Source organism: Dactylosporangium sp. NPDC050588 (assembly GCF_040654975.1).
Taxonomy (GTDB): domain Bacteria; phylum Actinomycetota; class Actinomycetes; order Mycobacteriales; family Micromonosporaceae; genus Dactylosporangium; species Dactylosporangium maewongense.
The window spans coordinates 23,135-39,688 of record NZ_JBFAJA010000009.1; the positions used below are offsets into that span (position 1 = coordinate 23,135).

Consider the following 16,554-nt stretch of genomic DNA (forward strand, 5'->3'; position numbering starts at 1 on the left):
CGGTGTGGGTGGCGAGGTGTGCGTCCGGGGAGGGCGTGGCGGCGCGGTAGCTGTGGTGGTTGTGCCGGGGCGTTTGGGGCGTTTGGGGCGTTTGGGGCGTGGCGGGCTGTGGTTGTGGTCGGTGGCGTGCCTGCGATGTCCGTGGCGGGTGTGCTCGGGGGCGTGGTGGGGCTGCTCTGCAGTGCCCGAGCCGCCATGCGTCTGCGGTGTCTATGGCCGGCCTGCGCGTGCGGTGCTGGTGGCGGGGTGTCCGGGCAGGGATGACGGGGGCTGCGACTGCGATGCCCGGGCCGGTGCTGAGCCATGTGGTGTCGGCGAGGGCATCCGGGGTTGTGTCTGCGGTGCTCGTGGCCGGGCCTGTGCTTGCAGTAGCAGGGTGCGTCCGGGGACGGCGTGGCACAGGGGCGGGTCTGCCAGGGTCTGGATCTGCCGCCAGAATGGTCTGCCGAACGTGTGGGTGAGGCAGACGGTCGGGACCGCGCCGGTGGCGGTGCGGTGCTGTGGCCTCATCAGCGGCCATCCACATTGTGGTCCGGTACTTGGGCTCAGGTGGCCGCCGTGGACCGGGCCGGTCGGATCGGCGTGGTCGGGGTGGCTGTAGACGTTGGTCAATGCCCGGATCTGTGGCTTTTGGGAAATTGACGTTGCGCGATCCACCCACGAAATGATCTTCAAAGTGTGGGTGGATCGCGCGGTGTCTATGGAGGGAATGGGGCAATTCGGGGTATTGATCGACGTTTTTGTGGGGGCGGGTCAGGCGGCGTGGCGGCCGCGGTGGGGGCGGCGGCTGAGGAGGATCAGGCCGCCGCCGAACGCGATCATGAAGATGGCGGCGCCGCCGAGGACGGTGGCGTTGGAGCCGGTGACCGGGAGGCTGCTCGAGGTGGCGGGGGTGGTCGTGGTCGGGGTCACGGTGTTGCCGTTGCCGTTGCCGTTGCCGTTGCCGTTGCCGTTGCCGTTGGTGGGGGTGATCTCGGTGACGGTCTCGACCGGGTTGTTCGTCTGCGGGGCTGAGGTGGACGGGGATGCGGTCGGGAAGGTGGAGGTCGTCGCGGTGGGGGACGGTGTGGCCGGAGCGGTGGTGGTCTCGGACCCCGACGGTGAGGTGGGGGTCGACGTCGACGCGGAGGGTGTGGCGGTGGCCGGATCCGACGCGGTCGCCGAGGGGGCGACGGATGCCGGCGGAGAAGTGGGGATTGGAGCGGACGCCGACGGGGAGACGGACTCTGAGGTGGAAGGCGATGTGGTGGTCGGCTCGGAGGTGGACGGAGAGGTCGACGGGGAAGCGGAGGGGGAGGCGGACGGCGAGGTGGAGGGAGAGACGGACGGGGAGGTGGTGGGGGTGTCGCAGGAGGACGGGGCGGTCCAGGTGGCGGTCACCGTCTTGAACGTGTTGTCGCGGACCGTCACCTGCTTGGCGGCCACCGGCACGTCGCGGGTCGTGCCCGGGGCGACCCGGACGAGGCCGCCGGGGAGGTCGAAGACGGCGTCCACGTCGGCGGTGGGGGAGTTGGCGAGGTGGGCGGTCAGGGTGCCGTCGCAGTCGGCGGTGAAGGTCGCGGCCGGCTGGGGGGTGCAGGTCGTGGTGCCGCCGTTGTACCAGGCGCGCACGCCCGCCGAGCGGCTGCCGGGAGCGGCGGTGTCGCCGAGCTTCGTCGTGCCGTAGCGGGGGCCGCCGTCGACGATGGGGTTGATCACATTGGTGCCGAAGACGGTGTCGACCTGGGTGTAGCAGCCGGGGACGTCGACGCGGAGGGTGATCGACGGTGTGGTGGCGGTGATCGCGGCGGTGTCGGTGGCGTAGACGAACTGCGGGTTGCCGAAGGACTTCGACGGGGCGGTGTAGGAGACGAGCGTGAAGGCCTGCCGTTCGCCGGAGCACAGGGCAGCGGTCGAGGTGATCGTCGCGGTGCCGGCCGGGCCGTCGAACGTGTGCCGGTAGGTGGCCGAGGACGCCGGGGTGCAGGACGTGCCGGAGATGGCCGACGAGGCGAACGCGGTGCCGGCGAAGGCGCCGCCGAACAGCAGCGTGCTACCGAAAACGAGCAGGGTCTTACGCAAGACGTGCCCCCAACATCGCAATTCTGGGGGCGGTCTCACCACTGACTCCCCGGGCCGCAAAGCGGTGACCGATTGTGCTCGGCCCGGATCTACGTCTCCCCAATTCATGGGTAGTCGTGACGTTTTGTCGCGACTGCAATCAGCGTAAGATCAGCTACGCAACGCTGAAAAGCCCTGCTGGACGGCACATCACTCTCCGTGATCAAGCACGCAGAGTAGTCATGCCGGATTGAATCGCAGTACACAATGAAAAATCGGAAAAGTCCGAATTGGGAGTGGCGCGGGTCACGTCGACGGCGAGCCTAGGCTGGACGGCGTGACACGCATCGTGGCCGGCGCGCTCGGCGGCCGGCGCCTGACGGTCCCCGCGGGGCAGGGGACCCGGCCGACCTCCGACCGGGTCCGGGAGGCCCTCTTCAGCAGCCTGGAGGCCATGGTCGACCTCGACGGGTCCCGGTTCGCCGACCTGTACGCGGGATCCGGCGCCGTCGGGTTCGAGGCGTGCTCGCGCGGCGCCGCCCACGTGCTGCTCGCCGAGAGTGACGCCAAGGCCGCCAGGATCGTGCGGGCCAACATCGCCACCCTCGGCGTCGGCGGCACCGTGAAGCTGGTCGCGGACAAGGTCGAGCGGCTGCTCCAGCAGGAGCCCGACGAGCGCTACGACGTGGTGTTCGTCGACCCGCCGTACGCCGTGACCGACGAGAAGGTGGGTGCGGTCCTGGACGCGCTGGTCGCGCGATGGCTCGCTGCCAGCGCTGTCGTGGTGGTCGAGCGCAGCAGCCGCGGCGCCCCGATGCGCTGGCCCGAGGGCCTGCGGCAGCGCGCCGAGCGGCGCTACGGGGAGACGACGCTGTGGTATGCGGAACGCGAGCCGGGCACGTGAAGCGGGCGGCCGGGCGGCTTTGGTACGGTCCCCGCTCATGAGGCTTGGGCTGGTGCAATGAGGCGCGCGGTGTGTCCGGGTTCGTTCGATCCGGTGACCAACGGACATCTGGACATCGTCGGACGCGCGTCGAAGATGTTCGATGAGGTCGTCGTCGCCGTGCTGATCAATACGAGCAAGGCGGGGCTGTTCACGGTCGAGGAGCGGCAGGAGATGCTCGCGGAGGTGACGGCGCCGTACACCAACGTGCGGGTCGACGTCTTCCAAGGGCTGCTGGTCGACTTCTGCCGGGCCAACGACGTCAGCGCGATCGTCAAGGGCGTGCGGGTCGCCGGTGACTTCGACTACGAGCTGCAGATGGCCCAGATGAACTACGGGCTCGGCGCCATCGAGACGCTCTTCATGCCGACCAACCCGAAGTACTCATTCGTCTCGTCGAGCCTCATCAAAGAGGTCGCGAAATGGGGCGGCGACGTTTCGCCGCATGTGCCCGACCTTGTGGCAAACCGGCTGCGCGAGCGGCTCGCGAAACCCGGAAACTGAAAGCTTTCCGTGTGGCGATGGAGCGGCATCATGGTTTGGGCCGCATGATGGTGTCGTTGTTTGCCGTGGGGACAGGGAGTGACCGCAAGTGGATCCGCTCGAGAGCATCGACCAGATCATCGCGCTGGTCGAGGGTGCACGGTCGGCACCGATGTCGCGGAGCAACTTCGTGGCCGACCGCGCCGAGATGATCAACCTGCTCGACCAGCTGCGCGCCGACCTGCCGGGTGAGCTTCGGCGTGCCACCGCGCTGCTCGACGAGCGGGACAAGATCGTCGACGCGGGGCGCCGCGAGGCCGAGCGGATCATCACCGAGGCGGAGCAGGAGCACAACCGGCTCGTGTCGATCAACGAGATCGTCGTCTCCGCCGAGCACGAGGCGTCTCGCATGATCAACGAGGCGCGGGCCGAGACCCAGCGGCTCCGCGACGAGGTCGACGACTATGTCGACACGGCCCTCGCCAACTTCGAGCAGTTCCTCACCCGATCGCTCGCCTCGATCGAGCGTGGCCGCGACAAGATGCACGCGCTGCGCGAGATAGGCTCTTTCACACCGTCCGGCGACGACGACCGGCCGCTGCCTTTCTGACCCGACGGGCAGGGGCGATTCGACGGGAGATCTGCCGCTCGGGTAGCCTTGTCCGTCGGCCCTGCCTGGCCGGAGTCTGAAGATGCCACATCAACCGCACCCGCAACTGGATCCCCGGAAGCCGCTGGTCCTCGAGACGAGAGACCTGCCGCGACGACCGGGCGCTCTTCATGCGGTGTCGCGCCAAGTGCCGGCACCCGAGGACCTCGGTCTGGAGCTGATCGGCGTGCCTGCGGGCGCCGAGCTCGACCTCCAGCTGCGGATGGAGTCGGTGTCAGAAGGCGTTCTCGTCTCCGGCACCGTCACCGGCCCGCTGGTGGGCGAGTGCGGACGCTGCCTGCGCCCGATCAGCGACACGTTGGAAGTCCCGATCCAAGAGTTCTATGCCTATGAGCACAGCACCACGGACGAGACGACCGACGAGGACGAGGTCGGAAGGCTGCAGGGCGACCTGATCGACCTGGAGCCGGCACTGCGGGACGCGGTGGTGCTCTCCCTGACCGCCAATCCCGTGTGCCGTGAAGACTGCCCAGGGCTGTGCCCCGACTGCGGGGTGCCGCTGGATGAGTTGCCCGCCGGCCACGGCCACGAGCAGCTCGACCCGCGCTGGGCCGCCCTGACCCAGATCCAGCACTCAGAGGAGTAAGACCCGTGGCCGTTCCCAAGCGGAAGATGTCGCGCAGCAACACCCGGTCGCGCCGGAGCCAGTGGAAAGCCGTCGCGGTGCAGACGCAGCCGTGCCCGCAGTGCCGCTCTCCGAAGCTGCCTCACGCTGCGTGCTCGGTCTGCGGCACGTACAACGGCCGTCAGGTCATCGAGGTCTGATTTCCGGATCCGGGTGACGCGATCCGACAGGTCGCCGCACGGCGGGCAGCCCCCGTCCGGCACCGCGCGGATCGCCGTCGACCTCCTCGGCGGGGACAGTGCTCCCGCCGTCGTGGTTGACGGCGCTCTGCGCGCGTGCAGCGCCGATCCAGACCTGCATCTGCTCCTCGTAGGGCCGCGCGAGTCGGCCGACGAGGTCATCGGCGCGCTCGCGGTCCATGACCGCGAGCGCGTCAGCGTCAGCGTGGTCGACCGCACCGTCGGCATGGGCGACGCCCCGATGCGCCACGTCAGGCGGGAGTCCACCGTGCGCGCCGCGGCGGAGGCCGTCTACGCCGGCCGCGCCGACGCGATGGTCTCCGCCGGATCCAGCGGCGCCGCCGTCGCCGCGTCGGCCCACGTGCTGGGGCGGCTCCGCGGTGTACGACGCCCCGGCCTCGCCGCGCACGTGCCCACCCCGCACGGCCCGGTGCTGCTGCTCGACGTGGGCGTGACGATCGACGGCACGATGCTGGAGCTCGTCCAGCACGCGGTCCTCGGCGCCGCCTACGCCAAGGTGGCCCTCGGCGTGACCGACCCGCGCGTCGGGCTGCTGTCCATCGGCAGCGAGCCCGGAAAGGGCGACCGGCTCCGCCGGGCCGTCGCCGTCGCGCTGTCCGACACCGTCCTGCCCGCCGGCGGGCGCTACATCGGCCTCGTCGAGGGCCACGACGTGCCCCGCGGAGGCCCGGCCGACGTGATCGTCACCGACGGTTTCACCGGCAACATCCTGCTCAAGGGCATCGAAGGTGCGACGGCCGCCAGTACAGTCGCCGCACACCGCACAGAAGCGGTCGAAGCGCCACATGTGGCAGCCGCCAGCAAAGGCGCCGCACTGCTCGGCGTCGCCGGCGCCGTCGTGGTCTGCCACGGCTCCGCCGACGGTCCCGACATCGCCTCCGGCATCGCCCTCGCCGCGCGCCTGCACCGCGAGCGGATCATCCCCGCGGTCGCCGGGCTCGCCGACGAACTGCTGACCGAACTCTCCTCGGCCGGCGGCCTCACCATCCGTGACGCATTGGGAGAGCGCTCGTGAAAAACCCGACCCCACTCGAGTCCGCCTTCGAGGTGGATTTCGACCCCGACATGCTCCGCAGGGCGCTCACGCACCGCTCGTACGCCTACGAGAACGGCGGCCTGCCCACCAACGAGCGGCTCGAGTTCCTCGGCGACGCCGTGCTCGGCGTGGTGATCACCACCGCGCTGTTCAAGAACCACCCCGACCTCGCCGAGGGCCAGCTGGCGAAGCTGCGCGCGAGCGTGGTCAACATGCGTGCCCTCGCCGACGTCGCCCGCCGGCTCGGCCCCGAGGGCATCGGCCCGTTCCTGCTGCTCGGCAAGGGCGAGGAGGCGACCGGCGGGCGCAACAAGGCCAGCATCCTCGCCGACACGCTCGAGGCGCTCATCGGCGCGATCTACCTCCAGTACGGCCTGGACACCGCCGCCACGGTGATCCACAAGCTGTTCGACGAGCTGATGGCCGAGGCCGCGCTGCGCGGCGCCGGCCTTGACTGGAAGACCAGCCTCCAGGAGCTCACCGCCGGTCGCGGCCTCGGCGTCCCCGAGTACCGCATCGACGAGGAGGGCCCCGACCACGCCAAGCGGTTCACCGCCTGGGTGATCGTCGCCAAGCGCCGCTACGGCGGCGCGCAGGGCGGCAGCAAGAAGGAAGCTGAGCAGCGGGCCGCCGAGGCAGCCTGGCGGGAGCTGTCGGCGCGGCCCCCGGAGCCCCCCCGGGGCGCTGAAGGGTGACGATGACCGCGGTGACTGAGGTGGCGCGGCGGCCGAGAACACAGTTCCTGTGGGCTCTGCCGCTGGCGGTGTACGCGCTGAGCCGTCTTGTCCAGCTGCTGCTGGTCTGGTGGATGGCCGACAACGGCGAGGTCCGCAGCCGGTTGCTCGCGTGGGACGGCGGGCACTTCGTCCGGCTCGCCGAGGAGGGGTACCCGACCGGGTACAGCTACACCGCCGAGGGCCAGCTCACGGGCAACGGCCTGGCGTTCTTCCCCGGCTACCCGATGCTGGTCCGCATCGTGCACCTGGTGACCGGCCTCGAGGTCGGCACCGCCGCGATCACGGTCGCGTGGATCGCCGGCGCGTTCGCCGCGATCCTCGTGTGCGCGCTGGGCACCCGCCTCTACGACGAGCGGGTCGGCGTGGCCCTGACCGCGCTCTTCTGCACCCAGCCGATGTCGATGGCGCTGTCCATGGCGTACTCGGAGGCGCTGTTCGTCGCGATGGTCGCCGGCATGTTCCTGTTCGCGCACCGCGGCGATTGGCTCTTCGCCGGCCTCTTCGGCCTCGGTGCGGCGCTGTCCCGGCCGACCGGTGCCGCCGCCGCGCTCGGCCTGGCGGTCGCCGCCGCGATGGCCGTGTACCGGATCCACAAGTCTGACAAATCGGATTTGTCGGATAATCCTCCTATCTGGCATCCGGTGCTCGCGGCCGCTGTCGCCCTCGCGGGGGTGCCCGGCTACCTGCTGTGGGTCGGCATGCGGGTCGGCGACCTCGGCGCGTGGTTCGACATCCAGACCGCTGGCTGGGGCACCACGTTCGACTACGGCACGTCCACCTTCAACTTCGTGCGCGACGCGTTGCGTACCGGCGAGGGCTGGATCCAGGTGAGCATCGCCTGGATGGTCATCGGGGTCGTCGCGCTGGCCGCCATCGCGGTGGCGCAGAGGGTGTGGCCGCCGCTGCTCGTGTACGGCCTGATCGCGCTGGTCCTGGTCCTCGGCCAGGGCGGCTACTACCACTCGAAGCCGCGGCTGCTGGTCCCCGTGCTGGTGATCCTGGTCCCGCCGGCGATCGCACTCGGACGGGCGAAGCCGCGGACGGCGGCGCTAGTGTTGTCGGGCTGCGCGGCGTTCGGGCTGTGGTACGGGTCCTACCTGATCACCGTCTGGCACTACGCCATCTGATCTTTCTTGTTGCCCCTTGGGGCTTTCGTCGCATTGGAGCATGATGCCCGAGTTGCCCGAGGTCGAGACCGTCCGTCGCGGCCTCGACAAGTGGGTCTCCGGCCGGCGCATCGCCACCGTCGAGGTGCTGCACCCGCGCGCGATCCGCCGCCACCTGCCCGGCGCCGTCCACTTCGCCGACGTCCTCGCCGGCCGCCGCGTCGGCGCGGTCCAGCGCCGCGGCAAGTACCTCTGGCTGCCGCTCGACGACGAGGACGCGCTCGTCGGCCACCTCGGCATGTCGGGCCAGCTGCTCATGCAGCCGGTCGAGGCACCCGCGGAGGTGCACCTGCGGGTCCGGTTCACGTTCGACGACGACGGCCCCGAGCTGCGCTTCGTCGACCAGCGCACCTTCGGCGGCCTCGCGGTCTCCGCCGGCGGCGCGGTGCTACCCGTGGAGCTCACCCACATCGCGCTCGACCCGGTCGACCCGTCCTTCTCCGACGAGGCGTTCGTGGAGAACCTGCGCCGCCGCCGTACCGACGTCAAGCGCGCGCTGCTCGACCAGACCCTGATCTCCGGCGTCGGCAACATCTACGCCGACGAGGCACTCTGGCGCGCGAAGCTGCACGGCGCCCGCCCGACCGACCAGATCTCCCGCCCCGCCGTACGCCGCCTGCTCGGCCACGTCCGCGACGTCCTCAACGAGGCGATCGTCCAGGGCGGCACCAGCTTCGACGCGCTCTACGTCAACGTCAACGGCGAGAGCGGCTACTTCGACCGCTCCCTCAACGCATACGGCCGCGAGGGCCTGCCCTGCCCCCGCTGCGGCACCCCGATCCGCCGCGAGTCGTTCATGAACCGCTCGTCCTTCTCCTGTCCCCGCTGCCAGCCCCGCCCCCGTGCCGTCGCGTCAGCGCTCACGGCGCTGACCCTGCGTCAGCGTTCACCCCGCTCACCGCGCTGACCCTGCGTCAGCGTTCACCCCGCTCACCGCGCTGACCCTGCGTCAGCGTTCACCCCGCTCGCCGCGCCGACCCCGCGTCAGCGCGCACCCTGGCTGACGACGTGTCAGTGCTCACGCCGCTCGCCGCGCCGACCCCGCGTCAGCGCGCACCCTGGCTGACGACGCGTCAGCGCGCACCCTGGCTGACGACGCGTCAGCGTTCACTCCGCTCGCCGCGCCGACGCCGCGTCAGCGCTCACCCCGGCTGACGACGTTTCAGCGCTCACCCCGCGTCCGCGTCCGCGTTCGCTCCGCTGACCCCGCGTCAGCGTTCACTCCGCTAACCACGTGTCGGATCTTGGTCCCTGGCTGGAACTCGGCGGCCCGGGTTGCGGTGCTGGCCTGACCGCGTTCGTTGCGTGCCGTGCCGTGCCTTGCCGCGTGGTGCCGCGTCGGACGGCGACCTGCGGTTACCGCGCGCCACGGCAGGTGGGTGGCGGTCGCGGGTGCGCGAAGGGCTTGATCAATTCCGTCGACGAGGCCGGGGAAGGGTCGGTCGCTGGTGGAGGGCAGCGGGGGAGGCCTGTGCCGTGCCTGGCAGTTCTCACTGCACCTTACATCGGCCGATCTAATTGATCATGGAACTATCGCTCTGCGTAGCCTAGCCCGTGCGGCCTGTTCTGGCGGCCGCGGTGGTGGCAGTGGTGGCAGTGGCGGTGTTGGTGAGGCGGTGCGGGCGGGGTCGGCGGGGGAGCGGGGTCGGCGGGTTGAGGTCGGCGAGGCCGGGGACCTGGCCGCACCAGGCGGGCAGGTCGGAGTACGGGTCAGGGGAGCCCAGGTCGGTCACCATGCCGAAGCCGGCGCCGCGGGCGACCTGCAGGCGGGCGGCCTCGTCGAGCTCCCACGGCGGCACCGCGTGGACGAGGTGGCCGTCGCCGGGGAGGGCGCCGGCGCCGTTCCAGCGGCGGTAGTCGCGCCAGCTGCCGTCGAAGACGCAGATGGGCAGGCCGAGGTCGCGGTAGGTCTGGTCGGGCGGGCCGCCCGGGTTGAGGACCACGTCGGGCAGGTCGGCGCGCTGGGCGAACCGGGCGGCGATGGCGACAGGGCCGATCGAGTGTGGGCTGACCGGCACCCTGTCGAGGAAGACGCCGCGGACCGGATAGCCGGCCCAGCGGTACACGTCGGCGCGGATCTGTTCGATCGGCCTGGTGGACAGGTCGACGTCGACGTAGCCGAGCAGCCGGACGCCGGCCGCGGCGAGCCTGCTCATGGCGGCCGTGTAGACGGGGTCGCGCCCGCTGCCGGGGCCGCCCGCCACGTCGACGACGACGGTGAACGCGGAACCGTGTCCCGCGACGATCTCCCATGCGTGTGGCCGGGCGAGGGGATGCGCCCGCAGTGGCAGGAGCGTCGGAACCCGGTCCACGACCGGACTAACGATGCTGGGCCCCCTCAAGCACGGCCGGTGTCCACGGTCCAGTAGGGCGTCTTGCCGCGCATGGCGGCGCCGACGCCGATCGACTTCGTGGCGCAGTCCAGCAGGATCTCGCGGTCGCTCTTGTCGCGCAGCCAGCCCTTGACGACGTCACCGGGGTCGCCGCCCTTGGCGACCAGCTCGCCGGCGAAGGCGTTGTAGCCGGCCTGGCGGGCGCGGTCGGCCGGGGAGCTGCCGTCGCTGCCCTGTGACCGGCTGAAGTCGTGGGTGAACATGTCGGCGCTGTGTGCCCTGGCCGCGGTACGCAGCTGCGGGTGCATCCGCAGCGCCTCACACCTGGCCTTGCGGCGCTCGCCGTTGACGAGTTGCACGACCCGGTCCTCGTAGCCGCTGTTGAAGCTGGCGTTGAGGGTCGGGGTGGCCTTCGCCGAGGTGGGGGCGGCGGAGGTCGGGGCGGCGCTGGTGGCGGCGTCCGTGGGTGAGGAGGTGTCCGCCGCGGGGGCGGGGGGCGCGGGCTGGGCGGCCGCGGCGGCGGCCGAGGGCTCGCTCCCGCCGTCGGTCAGCGCGGGCACGATCATCGCGCCGATGCCGAAGAGGATCAGGACGGCCGTGACGGCCGCGGCGATGCCGGTGGGTCCGAGCCGGGCCAGCAAGCCAGGCTGCGGCGCGGTCATCGGGGATCTCCTTCAGGTGGGGGCCGAGCAGTGCGGAGCGCCGGACGCGGGTGAGGCGGAGCGAGTGATCTGAAACGGGTGAGGCGGAATTTCTTCGACACGACGCTACTTTGCAGTGGCGCTTGCGAGCAACTGGTGGCACACTGCCACGATCGGCTTCAGGGGTGTGATCACGCACCCGGGTGAGTGAGAACACCCTGGCCAGGACGTTTGGCGTGCCGGTTGGCTTGACGAAGTCGCCGACCGGGGGCGAACATAGAGGTGTCGCCAGTCGCGCCCAATCATGCCCTAGTGCTTCGGTCGCGGGTGCTGGGCGCGCGTTTGCCGGAATCCGACCGGCTGCGCTTATCAAGGAGACGATATGGCTAAGGCCCTCTTCGGCCACGTGGGCGGCGCGCCCGATCGGCGCCTCGTAGACGAGGTCACCCAGCTGCGTGCCAAGGTTCGGGCGCTCGAGTTCGAGGTTGTCCGGCTGCGCGCCGAGAATGACCGGCTCGCAGCGGCGGCCGCAGAGACGGACCACCTGGTCCGGCTCGTCGAGCCGGCGATGGCCTGACCCAAGGCCTTCGCAACCACGTAAGGAACGCCGGAGAAATCCGGCGCTCTGCACTGGAACCTACGCAGAACTGAACAGTAAACCCGCGCGCCGATCATCCTCTGGGTATCGGCGCGCAGTCATGTCATCACGCACCGCAAAGCAACGCCAAGAAAGCAGCAACATCAAGAAAGCGCCGTGCAGTCGTGTAACGACGCAGCGTCGACAATGGTTGCGAATGACTTCCGGGTGACATTTTCGCGGGTGCGCAGCAGCGCATTATGGTGTGCGGCACTGCCGGATTGGGTATCCTGCCGGGCGATAGTCTGCCCAGTACAGCCCGAGACAAGCCCGAGACAAGCCCGAGCGACGAACCCCGAGCGACGGCCAACCCAAACCCGTGGAGATCCGTGCATCTCAAGAGCCTGACGGTCAAGGGCTTCAAGTCCTTCGCGTCCGCGACCACGCTGCGTCTCGAGCCGGGCATCACCTGCGTCGTCGGCCCCAACGGGTCGGGCAAGTCCAACGTGGTGGACGCGATCTCCTGGGTTCTGGGCGAGCAGGGCGCCAAGGCACTGCGCGGCGGCAAGATGGAAGACGTGATCTTCGCCGGGACCGCCGGCCGGGCGCCGCTGGGCCGGGCCGAGGTCACGCTCACGATCGACAACACCGACGGCGCGTTGCCGATCGACTACACCGAGGTCTCGATCACCCGCCGGATGTTCCGCTCCGGTGAGAGCGAGTACGAGATCAACGGCAACCAGTGCCGGCTGCTCGACATCCAGGAGCTGCTGTCGGACTCCGGCATCGGCCGCGAAATGCACGTGATCGTCGGCCAGGGCCGGCTCGACGGCGTGCTGCACGCCCGCCCGGAGGACCGCCGCTCGTTCATCGAGGAGGCCGCCGGCGTCCTGAAGCACCGCAAGCGCAAAGAGAAGGCGATCCGCAAGCTCGACGCGATGGCGGCCAACCTCAACCGCCTCGGTGACCTCACCACAGAGCTGCGCCGCCAGCTCAAGCCGCTCGGCCGGCAGGCCGAGGTCGCCCGCCGGGCCGCCGGCATCCAGGCCGACCTGCGCGACGCCCGGCTGCGCCTGCTCGCCGACGACCTCGCCACGCTGCGCACGACCCTCGACAAGGAGATCGCGGACGAGACCGCGCTGCGGGCCCGCCGCGAGGAGGTCGAGGCCGAGGTCGAGTCGATCAACGAGCGGCTGGCGACTCTGGAGGCCGAGCACGCCGCCGACGCGCCGGTGCTCGCCGAGGCGCAGGAGACCTGGTTCCAGCTGTCGACGCTGCAGGAGCGGTACCGCTCGCTGCACCAGCTGGCCTCGGAGCGGCACCGCAACCTGTCCGCCGCCCCCGTCGACGAGCGGCCCGGCCGCGACCCCGACCAGCTGACGGCCGAGGCGGAGAAGGTACGGGAGCAGGAGGACGAGCTGCGGGCGGCCCTGGAGGCCAGCCAGGAGCGGCTCGCCGAGGCCGTCGACCGGCGGCAGGACCTGGAGCGGCGGCTCGCGTTCGCGGAGAGGGCGATCGTCGCCGCGCACAAGGCCATCGCCGACCGCCGCGAGGGCCTGGCGAAGCTCGCCGGCCAGGTCGAGTCCGCGCGCAGCCGCGCGACGGCCGCCGCCGACGAGATCGAGCGGCTGTCGGTGCAGCTCGCCGAGGCCGAGACGCGCTCCGAGCACGCCCACGCGCTGTACGAGGAGGCGAGCGCCGGCGCGAGCGTCGCCGACCACGCCAACGCCGACCTGGAGATCCGTCACCAGGAGGCGACCCGCGAGCTCGATGCGATCAACAACGAGGTCAAGCAGCACAGCGACGCCGAGCGGGCGGCCGAGAAGGACGCCGCGCAGTGGAAGGCCCGCGAGGAGGCCCTGGCGACCGGCCTGCGCCGCAAGGACGGTGCCGGCACGCTGCTCGCCCGCGCCGACCGGATCCCGGGCATGCTCGGCAGCGTCGCCGCGCTGCTGTCGGTGCAGGCCGGGCACGAGGCGGCCCTCGCCGCCGCGCTCGGCGCGCTCGCCGACGCCGTCGCGGTCGCCAACATCGACGGCGCCACCGCGTCCGTGGAGATGCTCAAGCAGGACGACGCCGGCCGGGCCGCGCTGCTGATCGCGTCCGCGCCGACGCACAGCGCGCCGCCGGTCGAGCGGGTCCCGCTGCCGCCCGGCGCCGCCTGGGCCCTGGACCTCGTCCGCGCGCCCGACGAGCTGCGCCCCGCCCTCGAACGGGCGATCGGCGACGTGGTCTTCGCGCCGGACCTCACGGTCGCGAAGCGGATCGTGTCGTACGCGCCCAACCTGCGCGCCGTCACGCCCGAGGGTGACGTCCTCGGCGCGTACGCGGCCGCGGGCGGGTCGGGCAAGCAGCACAGCTACATCGAGGTGCAGGCCGCCGTCGAGGAGGCCCGCCAGCAGAAGGTCGACGCGGAGCGTCGCGTCGCCGAGGCGCGCGAGCTGCTCGCCCTGGCCCGGCACGCCGCGACCGGCGCCAAGCAGCAGGTCGCGGAGGCCGCCGCGGCGAAGAAGGAGGCCGACAGCGCGCGGAACGCCGCCGCCCGCCGCCTCGCCGAGTTCGGCGCCGCCGCCAAGTCCGCGAAGGCCGAGGTCGAGCGGCACGCCGCCGCCCGCGCGAAGGCGGAGACGGCCCGCGAGTCCGGCGTGACCAGCCTCGCCGAGCTGGAGGAGCGTCTGGCCCTCGCCGAGGAGACGCCGATCGACGAGGACCCCTCGACGATGGAGCGCGACGACCTCGCCGCCGAGGTGCCCGTCGCCCGCCAGCAGGAGATGGAGGTCCGGCTCGCCGTCCGCACCGCCGAGGAGCGCGTCGGCGCCCTCGCCGGCCGGGCCGACGCGCTGCTGCGCCAGGCCGCCCAGGAGCGGGCCGCCCGCGAGCGGGCCGCCGCCCGCAAGGCCACCCGCGCCCGCGGCGCCAGGGTCGCCGAGACCGTGGTCGGCGCCGCCCAGCTGGCGCTGGACAATCTCGCCGAGTCGATCGCCGAGGCGCAGGAGACCCGCGACGCGCTCGCCGAGACCCGCGCCGAGCGCGAGTCGACGCTGACCGAGGTCCGGGGCCGCGCGAAGCAGTTCACCGCCGAGCTGGACCGGCTCACCAACGCCGTGCACCGCGACGAGGTCGCCCGGGCCGAGCAGCGGATGCGCATCGAGCAGCTGGAGGCGCGCTCCGCCGAGGAGTTCGGCCTCGACGCCGACACGCTCGTCGCCGAGTACGGCCCGCACCTGGAGGTGCCGCCCACCGCGCCCGAGGTCGCCGCCGCGGAGGCCGAGGGCAAGCCGGCGCCCGCGCCGGTGCCCTTCGACCGGGCCACGCAGGAGAAGCGCGCCGCGAAGGCCGAGCGCGAGCTCAACCTGCTGGGCAAGGTCAACCCCCTCGCCCTGGAGGAGTTCGCGGCGATGGAGGAGCGTTACAAGTTCCTCTCCGACCAGCTCGAGGACCTCAAGGCGACCCGCCGTGACCTGCTCACCGTCGTGAAGGACGTCGACGACCGCATCCTCGAGGTCTTCACCAGCGCATACCACGACACGGCGCGCGAGTTCGAGCAGGTCTTCTCGGTGCTGTTCCCCGGCGGCGAGGGCCGCCTGGTGCTCACCGACCCCGACGACATGCTCACCACCGGCATCGAGGTCGAGGCCCGCCCGCCGGGCAAGAAGATCAAGCGGCTGTCGCTGCTGTCGGGTGGCGAGCGGTCGCTGACCGCGGTCGCGCTGCTGTGCGCGATCTTCCGGGCCCGCCCCTCGCCGTTCTACATCATGGACGAGGTCGAGGCCGCCCTCGACGACGTCAACCTCGGCCGCCTGATCACGCTCTTCGAGCAGCTCCGCGAGAAGAGCCAGCTGATCATCATCACCCACCAGAAGCGCACGATGGAGGTCGCCGACGCCCTCTACGGCGTCACCATGCGCCAGGGTGTGACCGAAGTCATCTCTCAGCGCCTCCGCACGGAAGAAGCCGCATGACGACTCGCCCCACCGCTCTGTTGATCGATTTCGACGGTGTACTGCGCCGCCACGACCCGGCGATCGCCGAGCTGGTCGAGCTGCGGCACGGCCTGGAGCCCGGCGCGATCCTGGCCGCCGGGCTCGAATGGGACCGGCAGCTGCCGGCGATCACCGGGCAGATCAAGCGCGACGAGTGGCTCGAGAGCATCGCCGAGGCCCTGGGCGTCGACGGGTCCGTCGTGCAGGAGTGGGACGCGTACAAGGGCGAGATCGTGCCCGAGGTGCTGCGCTTCGTGAAGGACGTCAGGGCCGCGGGCATGAAGGTCGGCCTGGCGACCAACGCCATGGACGACCTCGGTGACGTCCTTGCGCTGCACGGGCTCACGAAGCAGTTCGACGCGGTCGCCAACTCCTCGGAGATCAGCGTGCACAAGCCGGCGCCGGGCTTCTTCCGCGCCGCGTGCGCGCTCATCGGCGCGCACCCGAAGCAGTGCCTGTTCATCGACGACATCGACCGCAACATTCGCGCGGCGCGAGCGGCAGGCCTCTCGGCCTACCGCTACACGCCCGGCGACGACCTGAGCTACGCGAGGAAGGCTCTGGGGATCTAGAGCGCGGTCTCGATCGCCTTCACGACGAGATCGGACTTGGGCGTGTCCCGCGGCGAGAAGCGGGCCGCGACCGTGCCGTCGGGGGCGATCAGGAACTTCTCGAAGTTCCACCGGATGTCCCCGGTGTAGCCCTCGGCGTCCGGGACGTCGACCAGGTGCTGGTAGAGCGGGTGCCGGCCGTCGCCGTTCACCTCGACCTTCTCCGTCATCGGGAAGGTCACGCCGTAGGTCGTGCTGCAGAACTCGGCGATCTCCTCCGTGGTGCCCGGCTCCTGCCCGCCGAACTGGTTGCACGGCACGCCGAGCACGGTGAACCCGCGGTCGCCGTACTCCTTCTGCAGCGCCTCCAGCTCGGTGTACTGCGGCGTGAGCCCGCACTTCGAGGCGACATTGACGACCAGCACGGGGTGCCCGCGGAACTGGCCGAGGTCCAGCGGATCGCCCTGCAGCCCGGCGATCTCGACGTCGTAGATGCTCATGGGGTGATCGTATGCCGACCTTGACTTCGGGGGTTCGTTCGGTACATTAACAAAGACCGATCCCGGTGA

The 16,554-nt window shown here is 71.1% G+C and carries 16 protein-coding genes; 12 read left to right on the plus strand and 4 right to left on the minus strand.

The genetic code is table 11. The features are described 5' to 3' along the window. Window positions 1-753: 753 nt before the first annotated feature. Window positions 754-2,061 (minus strand): hypothetical protein, encoded by a 1,308-nt coding sequence (locus AB0I21_RS07800; RefSeq protein ID WP_360559605.1) that lies wholly within the window; start codon window positions 2,059-2,061, stop codon window positions 754-756. 316 nt (window positions 2,062-2,377) lie between these two features. On the opposite strand from AB0I21_RS07800, the gene rsmD reads away from it, so the two are divergent. The 9 genes from rsmD to mutM all read left to right on the plus strand — a co-directional run bounded on the left by rsmD (window position 2,378) and on the right by mutM (window position 8,807). After that, window positions 2,378-2,944, plus strand: a complete 567-nt coding sequence (gene rsmD / locus AB0I21_RS07805) for a 16S rRNA (guanine(966)-N(2))-methyltransferase RsmD (RefSeq protein ID WP_360559606.1) — start codon at window positions 2,378-2,380, stop codon at window positions 2,942-2,944. A 57-nt stretch (window positions 2,945-3,001) separates the two neighbouring features. Beyond that, window positions 3,002-3,487, plus strand: coding sequence for a pantetheine-phosphate adenylyltransferase (gene coaD / locus AB0I21_RS07810; protein ID WP_344507994.1), 486 nt, complete (start codon window positions 3,002-3,004; stop codon window positions 3,485-3,487). A gap of 88 nt (window positions 3,488-3,575) precedes the next feature. Next, window positions 3,576-4,076: a hypothetical protein gene (locus AB0I21_RS07815; RefSeq protein ID WP_344507992.1), complete on the plus strand. Its 501-nt coding sequence runs from the start codon at window positions 3,576-3,578 to the stop codon at window positions 4,074-4,076. Window positions 4,077-4,158: 82 nt separating this feature from the next. Continuing rightward, entirely contained in the window at window positions 4,159-4,722 is a 564-nt protein-coding gene (locus AB0I21_RS07820) for a DUF177 domain-containing protein (RefSeq protein WP_360559607.1), read from the plus strand. Between the two features lie 5 nt (window positions 4,723-4,727). Further along, window positions 4,728-4,901, plus strand: coding sequence for a 50S ribosomal protein L32 (gene rpmF, locus AB0I21_RS07825; protein WP_033357807.1), 174 nt, complete (start codon window positions 4,728-4,730; stop codon window positions 4,899-4,901). 13 nt (window positions 4,902-4,914) lie between these two features. After that, window positions 4,915-5,976: a phosphate acyltransferase PlsX gene (locus AB0I21_RS07830; RefSeq protein WP_360559608.1), complete on the plus strand. Its 1,062-nt coding sequence runs from the start codon at window positions 4,915-4,917 to the stop codon at window positions 5,974-5,976. Next, entirely contained in the window at window positions 5,973-6,692 is a 720-nt protein-coding gene (gene rnc / locus AB0I21_RS07835) for a ribonuclease III (protein ID WP_360559609.1), read from the plus strand. The genes AB0I21_RS07830 and rnc overlap by 4 nt, the downstream gene beginning before the upstream one ends. A gap of 11 nt (window positions 6,693-6,703) precedes the next feature. Further along, window positions 6,704-7,861, plus strand: a complete 1,158-nt coding sequence (locus tag AB0I21_RS07840) for a mannosyltransferase family protein (RefSeq protein ID WP_360559610.1) — start codon at window positions 6,704-6,706, stop codon at window positions 7,859-7,861. A 43-nt stretch (window positions 7,862-7,904) separates the two neighbouring features. Then, the gene (mutM, locus tag AB0I21_RS07845; protein ID WP_360559713.1) at window positions 7,905-8,807 is read left to right on the plus strand and encodes a bifunctional DNA-formamidopyrimidine glycosylase/DNA-(apurinic or apyrimidinic site) lyase; all 903 of its coding nucleotides are present in this window, start codon (window positions 7,905-7,907) and stop codon (window positions 8,805-8,807) included. 640 nt (window positions 8,808-9,447) lie between these two features. Here mutM and AB0I21_RS07850 read toward each other — a convergent pair. Together AB0I21_RS07850 and AB0I21_RS07855 are read right to left on the minus strand one after the other, a co-directional pair. Next, window positions 9,448-10,212, minus strand: a complete 765-nt coding sequence (locus AB0I21_RS07850) for a spherulation-specific family 4 protein (protein WP_344507980.1) — start codon at window positions 10,210-10,212, stop codon at window positions 9,448-9,450. Window positions 10,213-10,238: 26 nt separating this feature from the next. Then, complete coding sequence (locus AB0I21_RS07855) at window positions 10,239-10,895, minus strand: CAP domain-containing protein (protein WP_360559611.1); 657 nt, start codon at window positions 10,893-10,895, stop codon at window positions 10,239-10,241. A gap of 361 nt (window positions 10,896-11,256) precedes the next feature. Between AB0I21_RS07855 and AB0I21_RS07860 the strand changes: the two genes are divergently transcribed. From AB0I21_RS07860 to AB0I21_RS07870, 3 genes are all read left to right on the plus strand, one after another. Continuing rightward, complete coding sequence (locus tag AB0I21_RS07860) at window positions 11,257-11,451, plus strand: hypothetical protein (RefSeq protein WP_033357811.1); 195 nt, start codon at window positions 11,257-11,259, stop codon at window positions 11,449-11,451. 389 nt (window positions 11,452-11,840) lie between these two features. Next, complete coding sequence (gene smc / locus AB0I21_RS07865; protein WP_360559612.1) at window positions 11,841-15,413, plus strand: chromosome segregation protein SMC; 3,573 nt, start codon at window positions 11,841-11,843, stop codon at window positions 15,411-15,413. Next, complete coding sequence (locus tag AB0I21_RS07870; protein WP_360559613.1) at window positions 15,410-16,006, plus strand: HAD-IA family hydrolase; 597 nt, start codon at window positions 15,410-15,412, stop codon at window positions 16,004-16,006. Before smc ends, AB0I21_RS07870 begins: the two co-directional genes overlap by 4 nt. Here the strand turns inward: AB0I21_RS07870 and AB0I21_RS07875 are convergent. Next, on the minus strand, window positions 16,003-16,485 hold the full coding sequence (locus tag AB0I21_RS07875; RefSeq protein ID WP_360559614.1) for a glutathione peroxidase: 483 nt from the start codon (window positions 16,483-16,485) through the stop codon (window positions 16,003-16,005). The genes AB0I21_RS07870 and AB0I21_RS07875 overlap by 4 nt on opposite strands. Between the last annotated feature and the right edge of the window lie 69 nt (window positions 16,486-16,554).

What these genes read in the sequence shown, in the direction of transcription:
- AB0I21_RS07875 (WP_360559614.1), bottom strand. Translation starts at nt 16,485, where the DNA reads ATGAGCATCTACGACGTCGAGATCGCCGGGCTGCAGGGCGATCCGCTG.
- mutM (WP_360559713.1), top strand. Translation starts at nt 7,905, where the DNA reads ATGCCCGAGTTGCCCGAGGTCGAGACCGTCCGTCGCGGCCTCGACAAG.
- AB0I21_RS07870 (WP_360559613.1), top strand. Translation starts at nt 15,410, where the DNA reads ATGACGACTCGCCCCACCGCTCTGTTGATCGATTTCGACGGTGTACTG.
- AB0I21_RS07860 (WP_033357811.1), top strand. Translation starts at nt 11,257, where the DNA reads ATGGCTAAGGCCCTCTTCGGCCACGTGGGCGGCGCGCCCGATCGGCGC.
- coaD (WP_344507994.1), top strand. Translation starts at nt 3,002, where the DNA reads ATGAGGCGCGCGGTGTGTCCGGGTTCGTTCGATCCGGTGACCAACGGA.
- AB0I21_RS07855 (WP_360559611.1), bottom strand. Translation starts at nt 10,895, where the DNA reads ATGACCGCGCCGCAGCCTGGCTTGCTGGCCCGGCTCGGACCCACCGGC.
- AB0I21_RS07820 (WP_360559607.1), top strand. Translation starts at nt 4,159, where the DNA reads ATGCCACATCAACCGCACCCGCAACTGGATCCCCGGAAGCCGCTGGTC.